This is a genomic window from Roseateles sp. AC306 (genome assembly GCF_979253795.1).
The window spans coordinates 238,110-260,991 of the sequence record NZ_CEEDEB010000001.1; the positions used below are offsets into that span (position 1 = coordinate 238,110).

Consider the following 22,882-nt stretch of genomic DNA (forward strand, 5'->3'; position numbering starts at 1 on the left):
GGTGCTAACGGCTTCATGCGCAGGCTAGAGATGACGCGGGGCCCAAGGCAACGCTGAACAAGTCCCTCGCGCGCAGCGCATCCCTGCTTTGGGCGGCCTGCAGCGTTGCAAATCCTCGCCATAGCCAAGCTATGGCTGCGGTTTGCGCCTTGCAGTCCGTCCCAGACCAGGGTGCGCTGCATCGCGAGGACCTTTTCAGCGTCGCCTCAGACCCACAGCGCACACAGGGGGAGCGAGGCCAATGGAAGCTCGTGTCCATTGGTCGTTTCAAGGGTCCATTTCGGTGGACTTTTTCAGTTCCTGATGTCGTGCGGACACGCCGGTGCCAGCTGCCCCAAAGCAGCTGTGCCGCAGCCGTCGCGGTGTCCTTCGCCTACCGCCTGCCGACTGCTGCCCCGTGGAATCAAACACTGCTCTCGCCCCTTTCTATTCCGAAGCGCCCGACCCGGCGCGCGAACCCGCCGCCCGTGATGCCGCCGACCTGCTGGTCGAGGCGCTGGAAGCCATCGGCGTGGAGTACGTCTTCGGCGTGCCGGGCGGCGCCATCGAGCCGCTTTACAACGCGCTGGCACGCAGCGGCCGGCGTGGCGGCCCGCAGGCCGTGGTGGCCCGCAACGAGCAGGGTGCGGCCTACATGGCCGACGGCTATGCCCGCGAGACCGGCAGGATCGGCGTGTGCATCGCCACCTCGGGGCCGGGCGCCACCAACCTGATCACCGGCGTGGCCTGCGCTTATGACAACAACGTGCCCATGCTGGTCATCACCGGCCAGCCGCCGATCAAGAACTTCGGCAAGGGCGCGTTGCAGGAATCCAGCTGCACGGGCATCAACACGATGGCGATGTTCCGCCCCTGCACTCGCTACAACTCGCTTGTCTCGCATGCCGAGCAGCTGCCCATCAAGCTGTTCAACGCGCTGATGCACGCCCAGCGCGCGCCGAGCGGCCCGAGCCACCTGTCCATCCCGGTGGACATCCTTCGGCAGCCGCTGCCCGACGACCTGGAGACACCCGACTTTGCCGGCCTGCTGCGCCGCGCGCCGGCCCTGGTGGACCTGCCCGCCGTGCGCCAGCTGGCCCGCCTGCTGTTCTCGGCCCGCGCACCGGTCTGGCTGATCGGCGACGGCTGCGGCGAGGCCGGCAACGAGCTGATGCAGCTCGTGCAGCGTACCGATGGTCATTTCATTTCCACGCCGGACGGCAAGGGCTTCATCAACCCGCGCCACCCGCGTTTTCGCGGCGTGTTCGGCTTCGGCGGCCACGCCAGCGCGGCGGAGCTGTTGTCCAGTGAGCCCGATCTCGTCATCGCGCTGGGCACGGGCTTCGGCGAGTTCAACAGCGGTGGCTGGTCCACCTCGCTGCTGAACAGCCGCCTCGTCCATGTGGACGACAGCGACGAGAACCTGATGCGCTCACCGATGGCGCGACTGCATGTGCGCGGCCATATCAAGTCGGTGTGCGAGCAGTTGATTGCGCTGCTGGCCCCATCGAGCAGCGGGCAGGACGGCCAGCTGCTGCCCTTCGTGCACCCGCAGATGGCGCGCCAGGCCTATGAGGCCATGGTGGACAGCCCCCAGGCCATCCACAGCGACAGCGCGCCGGTCAAGCCGCAGCGCCTGCTGGCCACGCTCTCCGAGCGCTGCCCGCCGCAGACGCGCTTCGTCGCCGACGCGGGCAACAGCGCCGCCTGGGCCGTGCACTACCTCGCGCCGCATGACCAGCGCAGCGGCCGCCTGCCGGGCGGGCCCTTTCTGCCGGCCGGCCAGGAGAGGCGCACGCGCCCGTCCAGCTGGCTGCGCGTGACCATGGACTTCGCACCCATGGGCTGGGCCATCGGCTCGGCCGTCGGCATTGCCATGGCCAACCGCCGCTGCCCGGTCGTCTGCCTGACGGGCGACGGCAGCTACCTGATGAACGGCCAGGAGATCACGGTGGCGGCCGAGCTCGGCCTGCCGGTGCTCTACGTCGTGCTGAACGACGGCGCACTCGGCATGGTCAAACATGGCCAGCGCCTGGCGGGCGCGGAGCCCATCGGCTTCGAGCTGCCCAAGGTCGACTTCGCCATGATGGCCGCAGCCATGGGCATCCCGGGCCATGTGGTCCGCTCGCCGGCAGACCTTGACGCGCTCGACTTCAACGCGCTGCTGTCGCGCCGTGGGCCGACGCTGCTGGACATCCGCATCGACGGCGAGGAAGTGCCGCCGATGAACCTTCGAATGAAAACCCTGGGGACTGCGAAATGAGCGCAATGACCGACACGAGAACGCTTGCGGGCAAAACGGCCCTGATCACCGGTGGCAACAGCGGCATCGGCCTGGCCACGGCCAGGCTCTTCATGGCGCAGGGCGCCAGCGTGATGATCACCGGCCGCGACGAAGCGACGCTGGCGGCCGCGCGCGACAGTCTCGGCCACGACCTGCTGGCCGAGCGCAGCGACGCCGGCAACCTGGCCGACATCGACCGCCTGATGGCGCAGGTGAAGGCCAGGTTCGGCCACCTCGACGCGCTGGTGCTGAACGCCACCGGCGGCTCGCCCATGCCCATCGAGCTGATGACCGAAGACCAGTTCGACGCGATGAACAACGTCGCCTTCAAGGGCGTGTTTTTCGCCATCCAGCGCGCGCTGCCGCTGCTGCGCCCGGGCGCGTCCATCGTCGTGACGACCTCCATCGCCAACCAGGTCGGCGCGCCGGGTTTCTCGGCCTACGCGGCCTGCAAGGCAGCGGCGCGTTCGCTGGTGCGCACGGCAAGCCTGGAACTGGCTGGGCGCGGCATCCGCGTCAATGCCGTCAGCCCCGGCCCCATCGATACACCGGGCTTCGGCCGTTGGGACGGCGTGCCCCGCGAGGCGGTGGACGCCGCGCGCGCCGACCTCACGCAGCGCTCGCCGGCGCAGCGCTTCGGCACCGCCGAAGAGGTCGCCAACGCGGTGCTCTACCTCGCCTCGCCGGCCTCGTCCTATGTCGTCGGCACCGAGCTGGTGGTGGACGGCGGCTTCAGCCAGTTGATGTGAGCCAGGCCATGACCGATCAGGTTCGCACGAGCATCTGGCGCGAAGAGGCGGAACCCGCCGACCGCTTTGCCACGCGCTCGGCGCATTGCCGTGGCTACGACGTTTATGGCGACATGCTGGGCCGCGCCCGCTGGGTCGACATGCTGTGGCTGTTGTTCCGCGAGGAAGCGCCGACCGAAGCGCAGGCCTGCCTGCTGGAGGCGCTTGCCGTGGCCCTGGCCAATGCCGGGCCGCGCGACGCTGCCGTGCATGCGGCGATGTGCTCGGGGCTGGGCCGCTCGCCTGCAGCAGCCGCCTTGATGGCCGCGCTGGCCGTGGGCGCCGGGCGCCATGGTGGCGCACAGGAAGTGGCCGCAGCCATGACGATCTGGGACAGCCGCGCGGCGCCGGAGAGCGTCGCGCTGTGGGCCGCTGGCTGGCTTGCCGCAGCCGCTCCCACCTCGCCCATCTGGCCCGAGGCCGATCACCCGCCGGGCTTCGAGCCCAATGGCGTGGTTACCCCCGGCATCGTCTGTGATGCCTTGCTGCGGCTGGCCGACATGGCCGGCGGCCCGCGCCTGCGCTGGCTGGCTGCGCACCGCCCCGAGATCGAGGCGGCGGTGGGCTTGCCGCTGGCGATGTCGGGCGTTGCGGCGGCCGCCCTGGGCGACCTGGGCTTCACCCCTGAGCAAGGCGAGATGCTGCACCTGCTGCTCCGACTGCCCGGAGCGGCCGCCCATGCGCTGGAGCAGCGCGCCGGCAGCTACAAGGACTTCCCCTTCTTTGCGCTGGACCTGCAGGACGACCCGTTGAAGGTGGCGGCATGAACAACGGCATGACATCGCCACTTGAACACCATGCCGGCCGGCTGCGCACCCGCATGGGCGGCGCCTTCGTCGGCCAGCGCGCCGTGTTCCGCGGCCATGACCTGCATGCCGATCTGGGCGACATGGACTGGCTGGCGCTGTACGCCTTCGGCATCACCGGCCAGCGCTACACGCCCGCGCAGATCAAGGTGCTGCACGCCATCTGGGTCTTCACCAGCTACCCGGACGCACGCATCTGGAACAACCGTGTCGCCGCCCTGGCCGGCAGCGCGCGCAGCTCGGGCACGCTGGCCGTTTCTGCGGCGCTGGCCGCGTCCGAGGCCGAGATCTATGGCCGCGGCATCGACATCCGCGCCGCCAGCTTCATCCAGCGGGCCCGGCAGGCGCTGGCTGCCGGCGAGGGCGTGGATGCCTGCGTGCGCGAGGAGCTGAAGCGCCACCGCGCCATTGCCGGCTATGGCCGGCCCATCGCGGCGGGCGACGAACGCATCGCGCCGATGCTGCGCGTGATCGAGCAGCAGGGGCTGGCCGATGGCGAGCATCTGCAGGCTGCGCTGACCGTCGAGAAGCATCTGCAGCAGGGGCGCTGGCGGCTGCGCATGAACTACGCCGCGCTGGCCGCCGCGCTGACGGCGGACATGGGCTTCACGCCGCGCCAGCACTACCAGTTCACCTTCCCGGCCTTCCTGGCCGGCATGCAGCCCTGCTACATCGAGGCGAGCGAGCAGCCGGCCGGCACGCTGCTGCCGCTGGCCTGCGACAACGTGACCTACGAAGGCCCCGCTTCTCGAAGCTGGCCCTAGAAGCGATAGAGCAACTGCACGTCCACCCCACGGCCGGCCATCGGCAGGTCGTAGGGAATGCCGGTGCTCGCCAGGCTCGGTTCGCGCACATCGGCGTTGAACAGGTTGCGCACCGACACGGCCAGGTCCCAGCCGGACTGGCGCGATGAGGTGCGCAGCGTGAGGTCGGCGCTGGTGTAGTCGGGCACGGCGGGGCGGTCATCGCCCGCCGCGCGCATGCGGCCGGCCACGCGCTTGACCTGGCCGCTCAGCGCCCAGCCCCTGTCGAAGTGCCAGTCGGCACGCACGAAGGCCATCTGGTGCGGCGCATAGCCCGCGTCGCGGCCGGTGCTTTCGTCGACCGCGCGCTGGGAGGCGTAGTGGCCGGCCAGGCGCAGGTTGCGTGCCACGTCGGCCACCAGTTCCAGCTCGAAGCCATGGCCGCGTTGCGTGCCCAGGTTGGTGTATTCGCTCGTGCCGCCGCCGATGCTGGCCGCGCGGATGATGTCGGTCATCGTGTAGCGGAAGGCACTCGCCTGCAGCTGCACCGCCGCGCTCAGCTGCCAGCTGAAAGAGGCCTCCGCCGTGCTGATGCGCTCCGGCTTGAGCAGCGGGTTGCCGCGGATGACCGGGTTGTTGATGCTGTATTCCTCAGAGAACGACGGCGCCCGGAAGGCGCGGCCGATCAGCAGCTTGGCCGTCAGGTCCAGGCTGGCATCCCACACCAGCGCCAGGCGTGGGTTGGTGGTGGCGCCGAAGTCGCTGTAGTTGTCGCGCCTGATGCCGGCGGTGAGCGTCCAGTCGGGTGCCACGCTCCATTCGTCCTGCACATAGGCATAGCTCACGCGGCGGCGCTGCGGCGCGACGAAGGACTTGTCGACCGGGAACTCGACCAGCTGCCCGCCCGGCAACGGCACAGGGACTCCCTTGGCCGGGCCGGAGTCGATGATGGTGAAGTTCTTGAACTCCTGGCTGCGGTACATGTCCAGGTCGTCATGGCCCACGCCCAGGCGCAGCTGGTGGCCGGCCCAGCCGGTGTAGCCCAGCACGGCGGCCACGCGCGTCTGCCGCTCCCAGGTGTTCGGCGCGCCGAACATGCCCTGCGGGAAGCTGCCGCCGAAGGCCCCGGGCGGGAAGACCTGCAGCGGCTGCGGGAACTGGTTGATGAACTGGAAATAGCTGGCCGAGAGGTTCAGCAGCAGCTGCGGCGCCAGCTCCAGCTCGGACAGGGACGCGCTGGCGTTCCAGCGCTGGTTGCGCCCCTGGCCGATCGGGTCCAGCGCGCCGCCGGCGCCGGCGCCGGTGCCGATGTTGTCGCGGAGCATGTAGCCGGCGCGCAGGCGCAACTTGCCGTAGTTGCCCTCGACGTGAGCGTCCACCGCGTCATAGCCCGTGTTCACCGGCCCCGGGGCCAGGCTGGCCTTGGTGCCGAACAATGCGTCCAGGCCGCTTTGGGCATCGGCCTGCACGGTTTCCTTGAAGCCGTCGGTATGGCCGGCGTAGAGGTAGGCGGCCACCGCCAACGGGCCCACTTCGCCGCCGTACTGGACCCAGCCGTTGCGGCTGCCGAACGAGCCGGCACGCGCGCCCAGCTCAACGCCCGGCGTGTCTGCCGGGCCTTTGGTGACGATGTTGATGACGCCGGCATAGGCGTCGGCGCCATACAACGCCGAGCCCGGGCCGCGGATGACCTCGATGCGCGCGATGTTGGCCACCGGCAGGCCCGACCAGAGCGTGCCGCGGTTGCCGATGAACATCGTCGTCATCGGCACGCCGTTGTAGAGCACCAGCGTCTGCGCATTGAACTCGCTGTAGATGCCGCGCACGATATACAGCGGGTTGTAGCCCTGGTTGTTGCGGCCCACGTGGATGCCGGGCACGGTGGCCAGGACCTGGTCGATGTCCGTCGCGCCCATCAGCGCGATGTCCTGCGCCGTGATGACCGTGGCCACCGCGGGCGCGCGGCGCAGCGATTGGGCGGCGCCCGTGGCAATGCTGACGGTCGTCTTGTCGCCGTAGACCTGGGCCAGCTCTTCTTCTTCGCTCGGTGCCTGCGCGAACGCGAGCGACGACCCCACCGTGAGGCAGACGCCGCTGAGGAACACCTGGCCAAAGAAAGGTCGCATTGCCAGCTTCTCCGAGGTGGATGGTGGTGGGCGCGTATTGTGCTGTCGCCAACCGGCCGCCCGAGTGAGGCCGCGGGCGGGCAGGGTGGCGCGATTCGTGAACTCTGCACGCGCGCGTGCGATGCGCCGGCCGGTGCTCGAAGGTGGGCTGCCGCCATCTAAGGCGAGCAGGCGCTGCCCGTAATCACCCGGTCCCGTCCGCATAATGCGCCGCGCACAGATTGCCGGTCGGTCACGGGGGCGCTCATGCGCAGGCCGATGCCGTCGGCCGCAGCCCTGCGCCTTTGCATAATGCCGCCCACACGTCACAGCCCTTCCTGGACCTTCACGCAGCAACATCCACTTGACCGAGCCTCGCTGCCCCACCCGAGCCACGCGCCGCGCCTTGTTGCGACAGGCCCTGGGCGGTGCCATGGCGCTGGCCGGAGGCGGTGCTGCTGCGGCGGAGTTGGGGCGCTCGCTCGCCGTGGTCTACCCGGAACTGGGTGAGCCTTTCCGCCAGGTCTTCGCCAGCATCCTGGACGGCATCGAGGACAAGCTCGGCGGCTCGGTCGCCAGCTTTGCCATGGCGAGCAACGCCAATCCGGCCCAGGTGGCGGATGACATCCGCAAGCGCGACCTGCAGGTGCTCATCGGCCTCGGCCGTGGCGGCATGCGCATCGCCAGCGCGATGGCGGGGGAGATGGCGGTGCTGGTGGGTTGCGTCGTGTCGGTGCAGGAGGCCGAGGCGCGCAACTTTCCCGTGCACACGCTGGCGCCCGACCCGGCCTTGATGCTCGCCCGCCTGAAGCGGCTGCGGCCCGGCGCGCGGCGCGTGCATCTGGTGTACGACCCGCGCCTGAACGCCTGGCTCGTCAGGCTGGCGCGCGAGGCGGCGCGCGCCGAAGGGCTGGAGCTGCTGGCCCAGGAGGCCGCCGACCAGGCCGGGGCCCTGCGCGCCTACACCCAGCTGCTCGCCGCCGCCGACCCCGCGCGTGACGCGCTCTGGCTGCCTCAGGACCCGACCACCGTGGACGACAACGCCGTGCTATCGCTGGTGCTCAGGGAGGGCTGGAATCGCAACATCGCCGTGTTCTCCAGCCATGTCGCCCATGTCAAGCGCGGCGCGCTGTTCTCGCTCTACCCCGACAACCGCGAGCTTGGCCGCTCGCTGGCCACGTCGGCCCAACGCCTGGCCGCAGCGCCCAAGGCTGCCGTGGCCGGGGTGATGCCGTTGCGCCAGGCCCTGGCCGCCATCAACATCCGCACCGCGGCTCATCTGGGTATCGACGCGGCTGCAGTGCAGTCGAGTTTCGACCTGGTCTACCCCTCCAACTGAGATGACACAGCCCATCGACAGCCAATCGCCGGTCAGCATCCTGCCGGGTGAAGCGCTGCCTCCGCCCGGGCCGTTGCCGCGGCCGTGGCTGCTGCGTGTCTATGTGCGCTGGCTGCGCGAGACCTCCTTCCGCCGCCACCTGAGCATGGCCGTTGCGCTGGGCGGGCTGAGCCTGGCCCTGCTGATGGCGGCCGTCAACGCCTGGCAGGGCGGCCGCCAGGTGCGCGCCATGCTGCTGGAGCAGGGCGGGCGCGTGGCGGGCACGTTGGCCTCCAACAGCTCGCTGGCGCTGATCTATGCGGCAGCCGACAACGCCGAGGAGGCGGTGCGCGCGTCGCTGAGCTTCCCTGATGTCACCGGCATCGAGATCCGCGACACCAGTGGGCGGCTGCTGCTGGCGCTCGGGTCCGGGCGCGACGGCCAGCCGGCGGTCACGCCCCCGGCGCGTGCTGCCAGCGAGCCCTGGCTGGACGAGGAGACCGAGGACAGCTGGGCCTTTGCTGCGCCGGTCTGGACGCGCCCCGAGCCTTCGCCCTTCGACGTCACGCTGCGCCCGGCCCAGTTGCTGGGCCATGTGCGCATCATCCAGAGCAAGGCGACGCTGCACCGAACCCAGACCTCGCTCTTCATCGCCAACTTCGGCGTGGCCCTGCTGTTCGCGGCGCTCTTCCTGTTCGCCATGCGCTACCTGGCGCTGCGCCTGACGCGGCCGCTGGCGGCGCTGTCTGACGCGATGGAGAAGGTCGAGGGCGGCGACAACGACGCGCGTGCGCCGGCCGGCGGCCCGCGCGACATCGCGGCCATGGCCCACACCTTCAACCGCATGATCGACGCGCTGCAGGAGCGCGAAACCGAGCTGGGCGCCCACCGCGACCATCTCGAGGAACTGGTGCGCGCGCGCACGCTGGAGCTCAGCGACGCGAAGGAGCGCGCCGAGGTGGCCAACGGTGCCAAGAGCCAGTTCCTGGCGCGCATGAGCCACGAGCTGCGCACGCCGCTGAACGCCGTCATGGGTTATGCGCAGATCCTGAAGATGGATGCCGGCCTCACGCCCAAGCAGCGCAACGGCCTGGACATCATCCACAGCAGCGGCCAGCACCTGCTGACGCTGATCGTCGACATCCTGGACCTGTCCCGCATCGAAGCCGGCAAGGCCGAGCTGCGCATCGGGCCGGTGGAGCTGGCCACGCGCATGCATGCGGTGGCCGACATCGTCCGCGTGATGGCCGTCGACAAGCAGATCTCCCTGGACCTGCACCTCGACCCGGCCTTGCCGGCCGTCGTGCTGGCCGACGACAAGCGGCTGAGCCAGATCCTGCTCAACTTGCTGGGCAATGCGGTGAAGTTCACCCACGTCGGCGGCGTCACGCTGCGCGCGCTGACGCTGCCGTCCATGGAGACGCTGCCGGGCCACGCCATGCTGCGTTTCGAGGTCGAGGACACCGGCGTGGGCATTGCCGAGGACCAGAGCGAGCGTCTCTTCGAGCCGTTCGAGCAGGCCGGCAATGCCGAGCAGCGCGTGGGTGGCACGGGCCTGGGCCTGGCCATCAGCCGCCAGCTGGTGCGCATGATGGGTGGGGAGATCCAGCTGGAGAGCCGCTTCGGCGAGGGCAGCCGCTTCTGGTTCGACATCAGCGTGCCGGTTCAGGCATAGGGCCTGTCCTACAAAGGCACGGGCCGCGTTACACCTTCGCCGCGCCCCGCAGGCTTACACCCGGCCTGACCGCGCAGGCGCAGAGTGACTTCCATGCTGTCGTCACTCTCACTGGAGGCCGCGATGTTCTCGATACCGACTCAATCGAACGGCGTTGATGCCGCTCAGGCCACGCATCTGCTGCACTTCGAACCGCTTACGGTCGGCGAGGCCGGCCTCGACATCCCCTGCGACCCTCAGGGCCGCGTTGGCCTGGACGCCTTGGGCGACAAGCTGCGCAACGACTATTTCTTTGCCCGCACCCTCATCGGTCGCCTGTTCGCTGCCCCGACCGTGCGCCACGCGCCCGCACACTGACGCCGACGCTTCCCCTGCATCTACGGCGTCGTCCTACGCAGTCGTGGCAGCGCGCCCGATGGTGGCTGTCACATGCGTTCTGCATCATGGCCTGCCATGTCCAAAAACCCATCCCTCTTTGTGCTGCCACTGCAAGAACTGCCGCTGGCCTCCGATGACACCGTCGACGCCGATCTTGATCTGCGTCTGAGCACGCCGTCCACCGTCGTCGTCAATGCCCGCCTCGAAGTCGAGGCTGCCGATGCCAGCGGCCCCAGCAGCATCGATCTCGCCCTCGTCATTCCGCGCTCGCAATGCCGGGGTGAACGGCCCAGCCTGGCCGCACTGCTCGCCGCCGCCCGCACTGCCGTGGCCCGCGCCCTGCGCAGCGGTACCACGCCGTTGCTCTGCCTGCCACGCCGCGTCGTCACGCTGGTGGCCGGCCGCCCGCATCTGATCCCGGTGTTTGATTGAGCTTCAACAGCGAGCCAGCGGCGCCAGCGTCGGCCCCTGGATCAGCAGCGACAGCAGCACCACCAGGAAAGCGACGTCGAACAGTCGCCACGCGCCGGGGATGCCCGCCAGGACCGGGTAGGCGGCCAGCACGATGGGCACGCCGCCGCGCAGGCCCGACCAGGCAACGAAGCGCTGCGAACGCCAGTCAAAGCCCGGCGGTGCCGGGCACAGCACGGGACGACACGGCAGCGCCGAGCAGCAGGCCCTGCGCCCATGGCACGTCCACCGCCGCTATGGCCATCGTCAGCCCGCCGCCGTCACCGGGTCCGGACCGCGGCGGTTGGCGGCCCGCTCGGGCGCGTTCGGCGGCGTGCCACCTGCGACTTGCTGCTGGCGCCCGTCGACCAGGTTGACCGTCTGGACGGGGAAGGCGAAGCGGATGCCGCGTTGCTGCAGGCCCTGCATCAGCGCCAGGTTCAGCGACTGCTGGCGGTCCATGTAGAGGTCGTAGCTCGGGTCCTTGACGAGGTAGACCACTTCGAAATCCAGCGAGCGTTCGCCGAAGGCCTTGAAGTGGGCCCTGCCGAACTGGAGCTGTGAGTCGGCCTCGATGATGGCCTTGATCATCGGCGGCACCGCGGCCACCTGTTCGGCCGTGGTGTCGTAGGTGACGCCGAATGTGAACGCGACCCGGCGGGTCTCCTGCCGCTTGAAATTCGCCACGGTGCGCTTGAGCAGTTCGGCGTTGGACATGACGATCTGCTCGCCGCCCAGGCTGCGGATGCGTGTCGTCTTGAGTCCGACACGTTCGACGGTGCCGTTGACGTCGCCCACCGAGATGGCGTCCCCCACCTCGAAGGGCTTGTCCACCGCGATGGCGAGCGACGCGAACAGGTCGCCCAGGATGTTCTGCACCGCCAGCGCCAACGCAATGCCGCCGATGCCGAGGCTGGCGACGAAGGCGGTGATGTTGACGCCCATGTTGGACAGCACGGCCAGCAGCACGATGACCCACAGCGTGCCACGCAGGCCCCAGCTCAGCAGCGTGGCCGAGGCCGACAGCGCGCCCCCGCCGCCATGCCTCTGCTGATGCGTGACCAGCACCTGCGACAGCGCCTGCTGGCACCAAAGGCCGATCTGCAGCGCGACCACGGCGAACCACAGTTGCGACACACGCGCATGCCAGCGGTCGTCCAGCGGCAGCACGGTCAGCCCCACGAGCAGGCCGACGAGCCAGATCAACGCCGGGTTCGTGCGCTCCAGCACGCTGACGAGGCCATCGTCCAACGCGGTATCGGTGTGAGTGGACAAGGCCCTCAGGCGCCTGACGACGATCTGCAGCCCGAACTTGATGGCGACGACGGTGAGGGCGCCCGCCAGCACGGCGGGCAGCACGTCGGTCCAGTCCACATCGGGCATCGAGGCCGCGGCACGGTTCAGAAATTCATTCAAGGTCATCGCAACAGCTGTTTGGCGGGCATGCCGAGACCCTAGTTGCCTGCGCCTCGTGCGTCTGTCAGCCGGCGGCCCGTCGAGCTTGTGGGCCTGGGCCGACAGAGACCGACGGCTCAGCGGCGAGAAGCTGTCTCAACACGAACGGCAGGATGCCGCCATGGAAGTAGTAGTCCACCTCGATGGCCGTGTCGATGCGCAGCGTCAGCTTCACGGCCACCTGGGTGCCATCCGCGCGGGTGATGGTCATCACCGCATCGTCCTGCGGCTTGATTTCATCGGCCAGCGTGATGTCGATGGTTTCCGCCCCTGTCAGGCCCAGGTTCTCCCAACTGGAGCCGGTCTTGAACTGCAGCGGCAGCACGCCCATGCCGATGAGGTTGCTGCGGTGGATGCGCTCGAAGCTCCTGGCGATGACGGCCTTGATGCCGAGCAGCTGCGTGCCCTTGGCGGCCCAGTCGCGACTTGACCCGGTGCCGTACTCCTCGCCCGCGAAGATGACGGTTGGCGTGCCCTCGGCGATGTAGGCCATTGCGGCGTCGTAGATGGTCGTCTGCTCGCCGTCCTTCAGCGTGTAGCCGCCTTCGGGGCGCGAGCCGTCGGCGCCGGCGGGCAGCATCAGGTTCTTCACGCGCACGTTGGCAAACGTGCCGCGCATCATCACGTCGTGGTTGCCTCGGCGTGCGCCGTATGAGTTGAAGTCGGCCTTGTGAACGCCGTTGGCGATGAGGAACTGGCCGGCCGGCGTCGTCTCCTTGAAGGAGCCGGCCGGGCTGATGTGGTCGGTGGTGATCGAGTCGCCGAACAGTGCCATGACCTTCGCGCCCTTCACGCCCGACACCAGCTGCTTCGGCTCCATCGTGAAGCCCTGGAAGAAGGGTGGCTGGGCGATGTAGGTGCTCTTGGGCCAATCGTAGACCTGGCCCTGGGTGCCCTTGATGGCCTTCCAGAGCTTGCCGGGCTCCTTGGCCACCTTGTCGTAGTTGGCCTTGAAGGCGTCGGCGTCCATCGCGAACTTCATCAGCGCATAGATTTCGTCGCTGCTGGGCCAGATGTCGCCCAGGTAGACCGGCTGGCCTTTTTTGCCGAAGCCGACCGGCTGCGTCATCAGGTCGCGCGTGACGTTGCCGGCAATGGCGTAGGCCACCACCAGTGGCGGGCTGGCCAGGAAGTTGGCCTTCAGGTTGGGGTGAATGCGCGCCTCGAAGTTGCGGTTGCCTGACAGCACGGCCGCGCAGACGAGGTCGTTGTCCTGGATGAGGCGGTTCAGCTCAGGCGTCAGGTCGCCGGCGTTGCCGATGCAGGTCGTGCAGCCGTAGGCGGCGACGTTGAAACCCAGCTTCTCCAGATAGGGCAGCAGGCCGGCCTTGGTCAGGTACTCGGTGACGATGCGCGAGCCGGGCGCCAGCGAGGTCTTGATGTGGGGCGAGACTGTGAGCCCTGCCTCGACCGCCTTCTTGGCCAGCAGGCCGGCGGCCAGCAACACGCCGGGGTTGCTGGTGTTGGTGCAGGAGGTGATGGCTGCGATCAGCACGTCGCCGTTCTTGACCGGGAGGCCTGAGTCGGTCACGTAGGGCCGGTCCAGCTTCTCAGCCGGCTGGTTGAAGCCGTTCTCGGCAATCGGCTTGCTGAACAGCTCGCCGAATCGGGCCGACAGGTCGTTGATGGCGATGCGGTCCTGCGGGCGCTTCGGGCCGGCCAGGCTGGGCACGACGGTGCCGAGGTCCAGCGAGACGACCGAGGTGTAGTCGATGTCGCCGGCCTTGGGCACGCCGAACATCTGCTGCGCCCGCCAGTAGCCCTCGAAGGCGTCAATCTCGGCCTTGCTGCGGCCCGTGCCCTTGAAGTAGGCGACGGTCTTCTCGTCGACCGGAAAGAAACCCATGGTCGCGCCGTACTCGGGCGCCATGTTCGCAATCGTCGCGCGGTCGGGCAGGGCGAGGCTGGCCGTGCCTTCGCCAAAGAATTCGACGAACTTGCCGACGACCTTGTGCTTGCGCAGGATCTCGGTGACGGTCAGCACGAGGTCGGTCGCCGTGACGCCCTCGCGCAACTCGCCGGTCAGCTCGAAGCCGACGACGTCGGGCGTCAGCATGTAGACCGGCTGGCCCAGCATGCCGGCCTCGGCCTCGATGCCACCCACGCCCCAGCCGACGACGCCGATGCCGTTGATCATGGTGGTGTGGCTGTCGGTGCCCACAAGCGAGTCGGGATAGAAGATGCCGTCCTTGTTCTTGTGCACGCCGCGCGCCAGGTATTCCAGGTTCACCTGGTGGACGATGCCGAAGCCCGGTGGCACCACGCCGAAGGTGTCGAAGGCCTGCATGCCCCACTTCATGAATTCGTAGCGCTCGCGGTTGCGCTCGAACTCCAGCTTCATGTTCAGGTCCAGCGACTTCTTCGTGCCGTAGTGGTCGATCATGACGCTGTGGTCCACCACCAGGTCCACCGGCACCAGCGGCTCGATGGCCTTCGGGTTCTTGCCCATCGCGGCCGCCACGTTGCGCATCGCGGCCAGGTCGGCTAGCAGCGGCACGCCGGTGAAGTCCTGCAGCACCACGCGGGCGACGACGAAGGGGATCTCATCCACGCGTGCCGCAACCGGCTTCCAGCTGGCGAGCTGCTCCACATGCTCGGCCGTCACCTTCTTGCCGTCGCAGTTGCGCAGCACGCTTTCCAGCACGATGCGCATGGAGATGGGCATGCGCAGCACGTTGGGGAAGGTCTTGGCCAGCTCGGGCAGGGAGAAGAGCTGGCCGGGCTTGGCTGACGCGATCTTGAACGGGACCCGGGTCTGGGCAAACGCATGGGCTGCGTGTTTCGGCATGGTTACTCCTATACGATTTCGGTCCATTTTGGCGAGCTTGCCGTGACTTATGTGAATTCCGTCGAGAGGCCTTGGTTTTGACCGCCTCCTCCGCTCGCCCGCGCCTCTTTCCGCTCACCTGGCCGCTGCTGCTGGAACTGCTTCTCGGCATCGGCATCGGCATCATCGGCACCGCGCTGGCGGCCCGGCTGTCGGACAACAGCGGCGCCGCCTTCGGCCTGGCCAATCAGGTGTTCGCGGCCCTCTTCGTGCTCTTCCGCGTCGTCGGCGCCGGTGTCAGCGTGGCCGTGACCCAGGCGCTGGGCGCCGGCCGGCGCGACCAAGCCGACGCCGTCGCCCGAGCCTCCCTCGGCGCGAGCGTCTGGCTGGGCGTGGGCGGCGCCATCGTGGCGCTGTTGGCCGCAGGGCCCTTAATGGGGTTGGTCAACGCGCCGCCCGAGGTGGCACCGCTGGCCAGCACGCTGCTGCAAGCCCTGGCCCCGGCGCTGCTGATCGACGCGCTCAACTCGACGATGTCCAGTGTCATGCGCGCCCACCTGCGCAGCCGCGAGGCGCTGGCGGTGGTGATCGTCATCCAGCTCGTCACGCTGATCGTCGCCTTGCTGGCCATGCCGCACCTGGGCCTGGTCGGCTTCGCGCTGGCCTGCTTTTGCGGCCGGGGCACGGGCCTGGCCCTGCACATCGTGCTGTGGCGCAGCCGGCTCAACCTGCGGCTGCGCGCGCCGGACTGGTGGCGGCTGGAGCGCGCGCCGCTGGCCACGGTGCTGCACATCGGCATCCCGGGTGCGGCCGAGAACATCTCCTGGCGCCTGGCCTTCATGACCAGCCTGGCTGCTGTGGCCCAACTTGGTGCGCTGGCGCTGGCCACGCACGCCTACACGATGCAGTTCCTGCACGTGATCCTCATGTTCGGCCTGGCCGTCGCCTTTGCGGTGGAGATCCTCGTGGGTCACATGATCGGCGCCGGCCAATTGCATGCGGCGCACAAGCTGGTGCGCAAGTCGCTGGGGCTGGGCCTGGTGGTCGCCCTGGTCGTCTCCACCAGTTTTGCGCTGGCCGGGCCGTGGCTGCTGCGGCAGTTCACGTCCGACCCGGCCATCATCGAGCTGGGCTGCACGCTGCTGTGGTGGACGGTGCTGGTGGAGCCGGGGCGCGTCTTCAACATGGTCGTCATCAACGCGCTGCGGGCCACGGGCGACGCCCGCTACCCGGTCATCGCCGGCTCGGCCTCCATGGCCATCGTGCTGGCCGGCGGCAGCTGGTTTCTCGGCGTGCACCTGGGCTGGGGCCTGGTTGGCGTGTGGATTGCTTATGCAGCGGACGAGTGGATTCGAGGCCTGTTGATGTGGCGCCGTTGGGCGACACTGGGCTGGCTCCCCCACGCCCGGGCCGCGCACCGCAGGTTGCGTCACCGCAGGGCAGGGTGAATCCGTATTTTTCAGGTCAGTAAAACTTTGGGGATGTTTTCTACAATGCGCCCCTTTCGCCAAGACTCAAGCCATCCCATGAACTTCGCGCTGCCTCGTCTTTCCCTGGCCCTGATGCTTGCCTGCGGTACCGCCCAGGCGGCCCAGCAGCCTGCGGTGATCTTCGACATGGGCGGCAAGTTCGACAAATCCTTCAACCAGGCCGGCTACCAAGGCGCCGAGCAGTGGAAGAAGGAGAGCGGCAAGACCTATCTCGAGTTCGAGATCAGCAACGACACCCAGCGCGTGCAGGCCATCCGCCGCATGGCCGAGAAGGGCGCCAGCCCCATCATCAGCATCGGCTTCGCCCAGGCGTCGGCTTTGCAGCAGGTGGCCAAGGAATTCCCCAAGACCCAGTTCGCCATCATCGACGCCAAGGTCGACCTGCCCAATGTGCAGTCCCTGCTGTTCAAGGAGCATGAGGGCAGCTATGTCGTTGGCGCCATGGCCGCGCTGGTCAGCAAGACCGGCAAGGTCGGTTTCGTCGGCGGCATGGACATTCCGCTGATCCGCAAGTTCCAGTGCGGCTACGAGCAGGGCGCCAAGGCCACTTCGCCCAAGATCGAGGTGTTCTCCAACATGACGGGCACCACCTCCACGGCATGGAACGACCCGACCCGTGGCGGTGAGCTGGCCAAGAGCCAGTTTGCCAAGGGCTCGGACGTCGTCTTCGCCGCGGCCGGCGGCACCGGCGTGGGCGTCTACCAGGCGGCCAAGGACGCCGGCAAGCTGGCCATCGGCGTGGACAGCAACCAGAACCACATCCAGCCCGGCACCATGCTGACCTCCATGGTCAAGCGCGTGGACGTGGCCGTCTACAACGTGCTGAAGGCCTGGAAGCCTGGCGTGAGCGTGCTGGGCCTGAAGGAAGGCGGCGTGGATTACGCGGCCGACGAGAACAACGCCAAGCTGCTGAACCCGGCGCTGAAGGCCAAGGTCGACGCGGTCAAGGCCGACATCATCAGCGGCAAGATCAAGGTCGCTGATTACATGGCGGACAACGCTTGTAAGTACTGAGCGTCGCCATGACGCCCGCCGTCCGCCTTCAGGGCATCTCCAAGCGCTTCGGCGCCGTGCAGGCCAACCGCGAGGTGTCGTTCGACATCGCTGCGGGTAGCGTGCATGGCCTCGTCGGCGAGAACGGCGCCGGCAAGAGCACGTTGATGGCCATCCTGTACGGCTACTACCACGCTGATGCGGGAATGATCGAGGTCAACGGCCAGCAGGTTCACATCGCCAACTCGCAGCAGGCGATCCAGCTGGGCATCGGCATGGTCCACCAGCACTTCATGCTGGTGGAGACGCTGACCTGCCTGGAGAACATCATGCTCGGCGCGGAAGGCGGTTTTTTCCTCGCGCCTTCCAAGGCCAAGGTGCGCGCCAAGCTGCTCGCGCTGATGCAGGAAACCGGTCTGCATGTGAAGCTCGACGCCGTCGTCGCCGACCTGCCCGTGGGTGAGTTGCAGCGGCTGGAGATCCTGAAGGCGCTGTACCGCGGCGCCAAGATCCTGATCCTGGACGAGCCGACGGCCGTGCTGACGCCGCAGGAGACGGACCAGCTCTTCGTCACGCTGCGCCGCCTGAAGGAGCGTGGCACGACGTTGATCCTCATCACGCACAAGCTGCGCGAGGTCATGAGCCTGTGCAGCGCCGTGACGGTCATGCGGGCCGGCCAGGTCGTCGAGACGCGGCCTATCGCCGAGTGGAGCGAAGAGGCGCTGGCCGAGTCCATGGTCGGCCGCAAGGTCAAGCTGGGCCGACCTGACGGCATGGAGGTCCACGCGGGCGAAGTGCGCCTGCAAGCGACCGGCCTGAGCCTGAGGCATGCCAATGGCGTGCCGGCCCTGAAGGATGTGAGCCTGACGCTGAAGGCCGGCGAGATCGTCGGCGTGGCCGGCGTGTCGGGCAACGGCCAGAGCGAGCTGCTGGAGGTCTTGTCCGGCCTGCGCGCGCCCGAGGGCGGCCGGCTGGAGTTGGGCGGCGCGTCGTTCACGCCGGGCACCTGGCTGGACACGGCACAGGCCCGCCCATTGCGGCTGGCCCATGTGCCGGAGGACCGGCATGCGGTCGGCCTGGTCATGAGCTTCCCGGCCTGGGAATCCGCCGTGCTGGGCTACCAAGGCCTGCCCAAGTACCGCAAGGGCGCCTCCATGAATCACGCCGCGATGCGTGACGCGACGAAGCAGATGCAGGAACGCTTCGACGTGCGCCCGCGCGACGAGCACCTGGGCTCCAGCAAGTTCTCCGGCGGCAACCAGCAGAAGCTCATCCTTGCCCGCGAGATCGGCGAGCAGCCGACTGTGCTGCTGGTGGGCCAGCCGACGCGCGGCGTTGACATCGGCGCCATCGAATTCATCCACGGCCAGTTGCGCGCGCTGCGCGACGCCGGCTGCGCGGTGCTGCTGGTCAGCAGCGAACTGGACGAGATCCTGGCGCTGGCGGACCGCGTCGTCGTCATGAACGCGGGCCGCATCACCGGAGAGTTGGCCATCGACGAGTGTGATGAGCGTCGTCTCGGCCTGTTGATGGCTGCACAAGAAGAACGAGCGGCCGCATGAGTCAGCCTTTGACCCTCCCTCGCTGGATCGACATCGGCTTGCTGCCGCTGTGGAACCTGGCCATCGCGCTGGTCGTCGCCGGCCTCGTCGTCATGGTCATCGGCCACAGCCCCTGGCAGGCGCTGACCGTGCTGCTGAACGGCGCCCTGGGCAGCGTGCGTGGCCTGGGCTATTCGCTGTACTACGCGACCACGTTCATCTTCACGGGCCTCGCCGTCGCCGTGGCCATCCACGCCGGCCTGTTCAACATTGGTGGCGAAGGCCAGGCGACGCTGGGCGGCGTGGGCGTGGCGCTGGTCGCGCTGTGGCTCGGCGCCAAGCTGCCGGCCGTCGTCATGCTGCCGCTGCTGGTGATCGCCGCCGCCGCCTTCGGCATGCTGTGGGCGGCACTGCCAGCCTATCTGCAGGCCTGGCGTGGCAGCCACATCGTCATCACGACGATCATGTTCAATTTCCTCGCCGCTGGTTTGAACGGTTATCTGCTGGTCAACTGGCTGCGCCCGGCCGGCAGCATGGCGGTCGAGTCTGCCGAGTTCGCCGAGAGCGCCCGCATGCCGGCGCTGCATCAGATCGCGGCTGCCGTTGGCGTCGAGCTGCCCTCGTCGCCGCTCAATCTCAGCCTCGTCATCGCGCTGGTCGCCTGTGTCTTCGTCGGCTGGTTCCTGTGGAAGAGTGCCGCCGGCTACGCGGTCCGCGCCGTCGGCAGCGCGCCGCGCGCGGCCCACTACGCCGGCATCCGCCCGCGCGCCCAGGTGCTGCTGGCCATGGCCATCTCCGGCGGGCTGGCCGGCATGGTCGGCATCAACGAGATCTCCGGCGTGCAGGGCAAGCTCACGCTGGACTTCGTCGCCGGCGCCGGCTTCACCGGCATCGCCGTGTCGCTGATGGGCCGCAACCACCCGGTCGGCATCGTGCTGGCGTCGCTGCTGTTCGGCGTGCTGTATCAGGGCGGCGTCGAGGTCAGCTTCGAGCTGCAAGGATTCAGCCGCGAGATGGTGGTCACCGCGCAGGGCCTGATCGTGCTGTTCTCCGGCGCGATGGCCACGGTCAGCGCGCCGCTGTTTGCTCGCGTCTACGCTGCTGTGAAGGGAGGCCGCTGATGGATGAAGTCCTGATCGCCTCGGTGCTGGCCTCCACGCTGCGCGTCAGCGCGCCGCTGCTGCTGTGCGCGATGGCGGGTGTGCTGTCCGAGCGCGCCGGCGTCATTGACCTCGGCCTGGAAGGCAAGATGCTGTTCGCCGCCTTTGCGGCGGCTGCGGCCGCCTCGGTCACGCACTCCACCGGCTACGGCCTGCTGGCCGCAATCGCCGTCGGCTGCGCCGCGTCGTTGCTGCACGGCTTTGCCTGCGTGACGAATCGCGGCGACCAGGTCGTGTCCGGCGTCGCGCTGAACATGATCGCCGCCGGCCTCACCGTCGTGCTCGGCATCGCCTGGTTCCAGCAGGGTGGCCAGACCCCGCCCATCGACCCCGACGTGCGCCTGACGGCCCTCGCCAAGGGCTTTGCCGAACCACAGCCGGGCAACTGGTTCGCCTCCGTCATCGGCCACGGCCTGCTGAGCCACAACGCGCTGGTCTACGTCGCCTTCCTGACGGTCGCGGCGGTGTGGTTCTTCCTGGAGCGCACCCGCCCGGGCCTGCGCCTGCGCGCCGTTGGCGAGAACCCGGCGATGGTGGAAGCCGCCGGCATGTCCGTGCAGGGTCTGCGCTACCAGGCGCTGCTGATGAACGGCGTGCTCTGTGGCCTGGCAGGGGCCTATCTGACGCTGGCGCAGAACGCGTCCTTCTCACCGAACATGACCGCCGGCCGTGGCTTCATCGCGCTGGCCGCAATGATCTTCGGCAAGTGGAAGCCGCTGCCGACGCTGGGTGCCTGCCTGCTGTTCGGCTTCCTGGACGCGATGGCCATTCGCATGCAGGGCGTGCAATTGCCAGGCATCGGCGAAGTACCCGTGCAGCTGATCCAGGCATTGCCGTATATCTTGACGGTCGTGCTGCTCGCTGGCTTCATTGGTTCTGCCATCGCCCCCAAGGCCCTCGGCCGACCCTACGTGAAGGAACGCTGATGGAACTCTCCCAAGACCTGCTCGACCGCCTGCTCGCCGAATCCCTGCGCGCCCGCGAGTTCTCGCATTCGCCTTACTCAAAGTACAAGGTCGGCGCCGCCGTCCTCGACGAGCAGGGCCGCTTTCATCTTGGCGCCAACATAGAGAACGCGTCCTATCCGCAAGGCTGGTGCGCCGAACCGTCGGCACTGACGGCCATGCTGATGGCCGGCGGCAAGCGCGCCGTGGCCGTCCTCGTGACCGGCCCCGGGCCGGACATCATCACGCCCTGCGGTGGCTGCCGTCAGAAGCTCCGCGAGTTCTCCGTGCCGGAAGAACTTGTCATCATTGCCGGCGATCCTGGCGGCATCCGCCAACGCTGGACCCTGGCCGAACTGCTCCCCCACAGCTTCGGACCCAGCCATCTAAATATCTGAGGTTCCCCATGATCGACAACAAGACCCTCGACCTCGCGATCACCGTGAGCGTCGAGAAGCTGCAATCCCTGTTCGGTGACGCTCCCGCAGTCGCTGTCGTGCTCGGTTCCGGCTGGGCCGGTGCGGTCAGCCATGTGCAGGACGCGAAGAGCCTGCCCTACACCGCACTGCCGGCCTTCCCGCAGCCCAAGGTGGAGGGCCATGTCAACGAGATCGTCGTCGGCACTATCGGCGCACAGCGCGTCATCTTCCTGCGTGGCCGCGCGCATACCTATGAGACCGGGGACTGCACCGGCATGGCCGGCGCACTGCGCACGCTGAAGCGCTGGGGCGTGCGGGTTCTCCTGCAGACCAACGCCTCCGGCTCGCTGCGCGCCCACATGCAGCCCGGCAGCCTGATGCTGATCGCCGACCACATCAATGCGCCTCAGCGCAGCCCGCTCGTCGGCGAGCAAGGCAGCCATCGTTTCGTCGACATGAGCGCGGCCTACGACCCGGAACTGCGCAAACACGCGTTGGCGCTGGCCAAGCGCGAGAACCTGATGCTGGGCGAGGGCACCTACTGCTGGGCGCTGGGCCCGCAGTTCGAGACGCCCGCCGAGATCCGCATGTTTGCCGCGTGGGGCGCCGACGCCGTCGGCATGAGCACGGTGCCCGAGACCATCCTGGCCCGCCACGCCGGCCTGCGCGTGTTGGGCATCGCGCTGATGACCAACATGGCCGCCGGCCTGTCCGCCGAAGCGCTGACGCATGACCTGACCCTGAAGCAGGCGCAGCTGTCGGGCGAGCGCGCGTCCGCCTTCCTGGCGGCGCTGATCGCCAGCTTTGCGGACCTGACGCCATGACCACCGACCTGAAGTCAGCGGCCCGTACCGCGCTGGCCTGCTTGGACCTGACCAGCCTCAACGACGCCGACACGGCTGCCGACATCGACGCGCTGTGCCGCCGCGCCCGCACGGCGCACGGCGATGTCGCCGCCGTCTGTGTCTGGCCGCGCTTCGTCGCCCAGGCGCGCGCTGCGCTGCCTTCGTCGATCAAGGTTGCCGCCGTCGCCAACTTTCCCGATGGGGCGCTTGACGTGCAACGCGCGCTGGCCGACGTCGCCGAGATCGCGCTTGCCGGTGGCGACGAGGTCGACGTCGTGCTGCCCTACCGCACGCTGCTGGCCGATCAGGCCACGGAGGTCGCGGAGTTCCTGTCCGAAGTCCGCTTCGCCAGCCGGCCACTGACGCTGAAGGTCATCATCGAATCCGGCGAACTCGGCAGCATCGACCGCATCGCCCAGGCCACGCGGCTGGCTCTCGCGGCGGGTGCCGATTTCGTCAAGACCAGCACAGGCAAGACCAAGACCGGCGCCACTGCCGCCGCCGCCGCCGTGATGCTGAAAGAGATCAAGGCCAGTGGCCTGTCCGCTGCCGGCTTCAAGGCCTCGGGCGGCGTGCGCTCGGTGGCCGACGCCGCCGGTTTCATTGCCCAGACGGAAGCCGCGCTCGGCCCCGACGCGCTGAACCCGCAACGCCTGCGCTTCGGCGCCAGCGGCTTGCTCACCGACATCGAAGCTGTCCTTGCGGGCTCCGACTCTGTCGCCGTCACCGCAGCCTATTGACA

The 22,882-nt window shown here is 68.5% G+C and carries 20 protein-coding genes; 16 read left to right on the top strand and 4 right to left on the bottom strand.

The features are described 5' to 3' along the window. Positions 1-397: 397 nt before the first annotated feature. Genes AC0IZJ_RS01025 through AC0IZJ_RS01040 form a run of 4 tightly spaced genes read left to right on the top strand, consistent with a single transcriptional unit; the run spans position 398 to position 4,621 of the window. The gene (locus tag AC0IZJ_RS01025) at positions 398-2,242 is read left to right on the top strand and encodes a thiamine pyrophosphate-binding protein (RefSeq protein WP_471845740.1); all 1,845 of its coding nucleotides are present in this window, start codon (positions 398-400) and stop codon (positions 2,240-2,242) included. Between the two features lie 5 nt (positions 2,243-2,247). Continuing rightward, complete coding sequence (locus tag AC0IZJ_RS01030; RefSeq protein WP_471845743.1) at positions 2,248-3,012, top strand: SDR family oxidoreductase; 765 nt, start codon at positions 2,248-2,250, stop codon at positions 3,010-3,012. Positions 3,013-3,020: 8 nt separating this feature from the next. Next, a complete protein-coding gene (locus tag AC0IZJ_RS01035) occupies positions 3,021-3,818 on the top strand; it encodes a citrate synthase family protein (RefSeq protein WP_471845745.1) in 798 nt (265 codons plus the stop codon). Positions 3,819-3,826: 8 nt separating this feature from the next. Continuing rightward, complete coding sequence (locus tag AC0IZJ_RS01040; protein ID WP_471845747.1) at positions 3,827-4,621, top strand: citrate/2-methylcitrate synthase; 795 nt, start codon at positions 3,827-3,829, stop codon at positions 4,619-4,621. On the opposite strand, the gene AC0IZJ_RS01045 is transcribed toward AC0IZJ_RS01040, so the two are convergent. Continuing rightward, positions 4,618-6,726, bottom strand: a complete 2,109-nt coding sequence (locus AC0IZJ_RS01045; protein WP_471845749.1) for a TonB-dependent receptor plug domain-containing protein — start codon at positions 6,724-6,726, stop codon at positions 4,618-4,620. The two genes, AC0IZJ_RS01040 and AC0IZJ_RS01045, sit on opposite strands and share 4 nt — an antisense overlap. Before the next feature lie 385 nt (positions 6,727-7,111). Between AC0IZJ_RS01045 and AC0IZJ_RS01050 the strand changes: the two genes are divergently transcribed. The 4 genes from AC0IZJ_RS01050 (at position 7,112) to AC0IZJ_RS01065 (ending at position 10,508) form a co-directional block, all read left to right on the top strand. Then, positions 7,112-8,044 (top strand): hypothetical protein, encoded by a 933-nt coding sequence (locus tag AC0IZJ_RS01050; protein ID WP_471845751.1) that lies wholly within the window; start codon positions 7,112-7,114, stop codon positions 8,042-8,044. A 1-nt stretch (position 8,045) separates the two neighbouring features. Beyond that, positions 8,046-9,698 carry an ATP-binding protein gene (locus AC0IZJ_RS01055; protein WP_471845753.1) on the top strand — a complete coding sequence of 551 codons (1,653 nt, stop codon included), beginning with the start codon at positions 8,046-8,048 and terminating at the stop codon, positions 9,696-9,698. A gap of 93 nt (positions 9,699-9,791) precedes the next feature. Then, positions 9,792-10,055, top strand: a complete 264-nt coding sequence (locus AC0IZJ_RS01060) for a hypothetical protein (RefSeq protein ID WP_471845755.1) — start codon at positions 9,792-9,794, stop codon at positions 10,053-10,055. 96 nt (positions 10,056-10,151) lie between these two features. Then, complete coding sequence (locus tag AC0IZJ_RS01065; RefSeq protein ID WP_471845757.1) at positions 10,152-10,508, top strand: hypothetical protein; 357 nt, start codon at positions 10,152-10,154, stop codon at positions 10,506-10,508. 3 nt (positions 10,509-10,511) lie between these two features. Here AC0IZJ_RS01065 and AC0IZJ_RS01070 read toward each other — a convergent pair whose 3' ends face one another. The 3 genes from AC0IZJ_RS01070 to acnA all read right to left on the bottom strand — a co-directional run bounded on the left by AC0IZJ_RS01070 (position 10,512) and on the right by acnA (position 14,769). Continuing rightward, entirely contained in the window at positions 10,512-10,724 is a 213-nt protein-coding gene (locus AC0IZJ_RS01070; protein ID WP_471845759.1) for a cation:proton antiporter domain-containing protein, read from the bottom strand. Between the two features lie 69 nt (positions 10,725-10,793). Next, positions 10,794-11,948 carry a mechanosensitive ion channel family protein gene (locus AC0IZJ_RS01075; RefSeq protein ID WP_471845761.1) on the bottom strand — a complete coding sequence of 385 codons (1,155 nt, stop codon included), beginning with the start codon at positions 11,946-11,948 and terminating at the stop codon, positions 10,794-10,796. 58 nt (positions 11,949-12,006) lie between these two features. Continuing rightward, positions 12,007-14,769 carry an aconitate hydratase AcnA gene (gene acnA / locus AC0IZJ_RS01080; protein WP_471845763.1) on the bottom strand — a complete coding sequence of 921 codons (2,763 nt, stop codon included), beginning with the start codon at positions 14,767-14,769 and terminating at the stop codon, positions 12,007-12,009. Between the two features lie 77 nt (positions 14,770-14,846). On the opposite strand from acnA, the gene AC0IZJ_RS01085 reads away from it, so the two are divergent. The 8 genes from AC0IZJ_RS01085 to deoC all read left to right on the top strand — a co-directional run bounded on the left by AC0IZJ_RS01085 (position 14,847) and on the right by deoC (position 22,880). Further along, positions 14,847-16,196, top strand: coding sequence for an MATE family efflux transporter (locus AC0IZJ_RS01085; RefSeq protein WP_471845765.1), 1,350 nt, complete (start codon positions 14,847-14,849; stop codon positions 16,194-16,196). A gap of 78 nt (positions 16,197-16,274) precedes the next feature. After that, positions 16,275-17,252: a BMP family lipoprotein gene (locus AC0IZJ_RS01090; protein ID WP_471845767.1), complete on the top strand. Its 978-nt coding sequence runs from the start codon at positions 16,275-16,277 to the stop codon at positions 17,250-17,252. A gap of 8 nt (positions 17,253-17,260) precedes the next feature. After that, complete coding sequence (locus tag AC0IZJ_RS01095) at positions 17,261-18,793, top strand: ABC transporter ATP-binding protein (RefSeq protein ID WP_471845769.1); 1,533 nt, start codon at positions 17,261-17,263, stop codon at positions 18,791-18,793. Further along, a complete protein-coding gene (locus AC0IZJ_RS01100; RefSeq protein WP_471845771.1) occupies positions 18,790-19,893 on the top strand; it encodes an ABC transporter permease in 1,104 nt (367 codons plus the stop codon). The genes AC0IZJ_RS01095 and AC0IZJ_RS01100 overlap by 4 nt, the downstream gene beginning before the upstream one ends. Beyond that, positions 19,893-20,858 (top strand): ABC transporter permease, encoded by a 966-nt coding sequence (locus AC0IZJ_RS01105; RefSeq protein ID WP_471845773.1) that lies wholly within the window; start codon positions 19,893-19,895, stop codon positions 20,856-20,858. Before AC0IZJ_RS01100 ends, AC0IZJ_RS01105 begins: the two co-directional genes overlap by 1 nt. Next, the gene (cdd, locus tag AC0IZJ_RS01110; RefSeq protein ID WP_471845774.1) at positions 20,858-21,274 is read left to right on the top strand and encodes a cytidine deaminase; all 417 of its coding nucleotides are present in this window, start codon (positions 20,858-20,860) and stop codon (positions 21,272-21,274) included. Before AC0IZJ_RS01105 ends, cdd begins: the two co-directional genes overlap by 1 nt. 8 nt (positions 21,275-21,282) lie before the next feature. Then, positions 21,283-22,119, top strand: a complete 837-nt coding sequence (locus tag AC0IZJ_RS01115) for a purine-nucleoside phosphorylase (protein ID WP_471845776.1) — start codon at positions 21,283-21,285, stop codon at positions 22,117-22,119. Continuing rightward, positions 22,116-22,880, top strand: coding sequence for a deoxyribose-phosphate aldolase (gene deoC / locus AC0IZJ_RS01120; protein ID WP_471845778.1), 765 nt, complete (start codon positions 22,116-22,118; stop codon positions 22,878-22,880). The genes AC0IZJ_RS01115 and deoC overlap by 4 nt, the downstream gene beginning before the upstream one ends. Positions 22,881-22,882 lie beyond the last annotated feature (2 nt).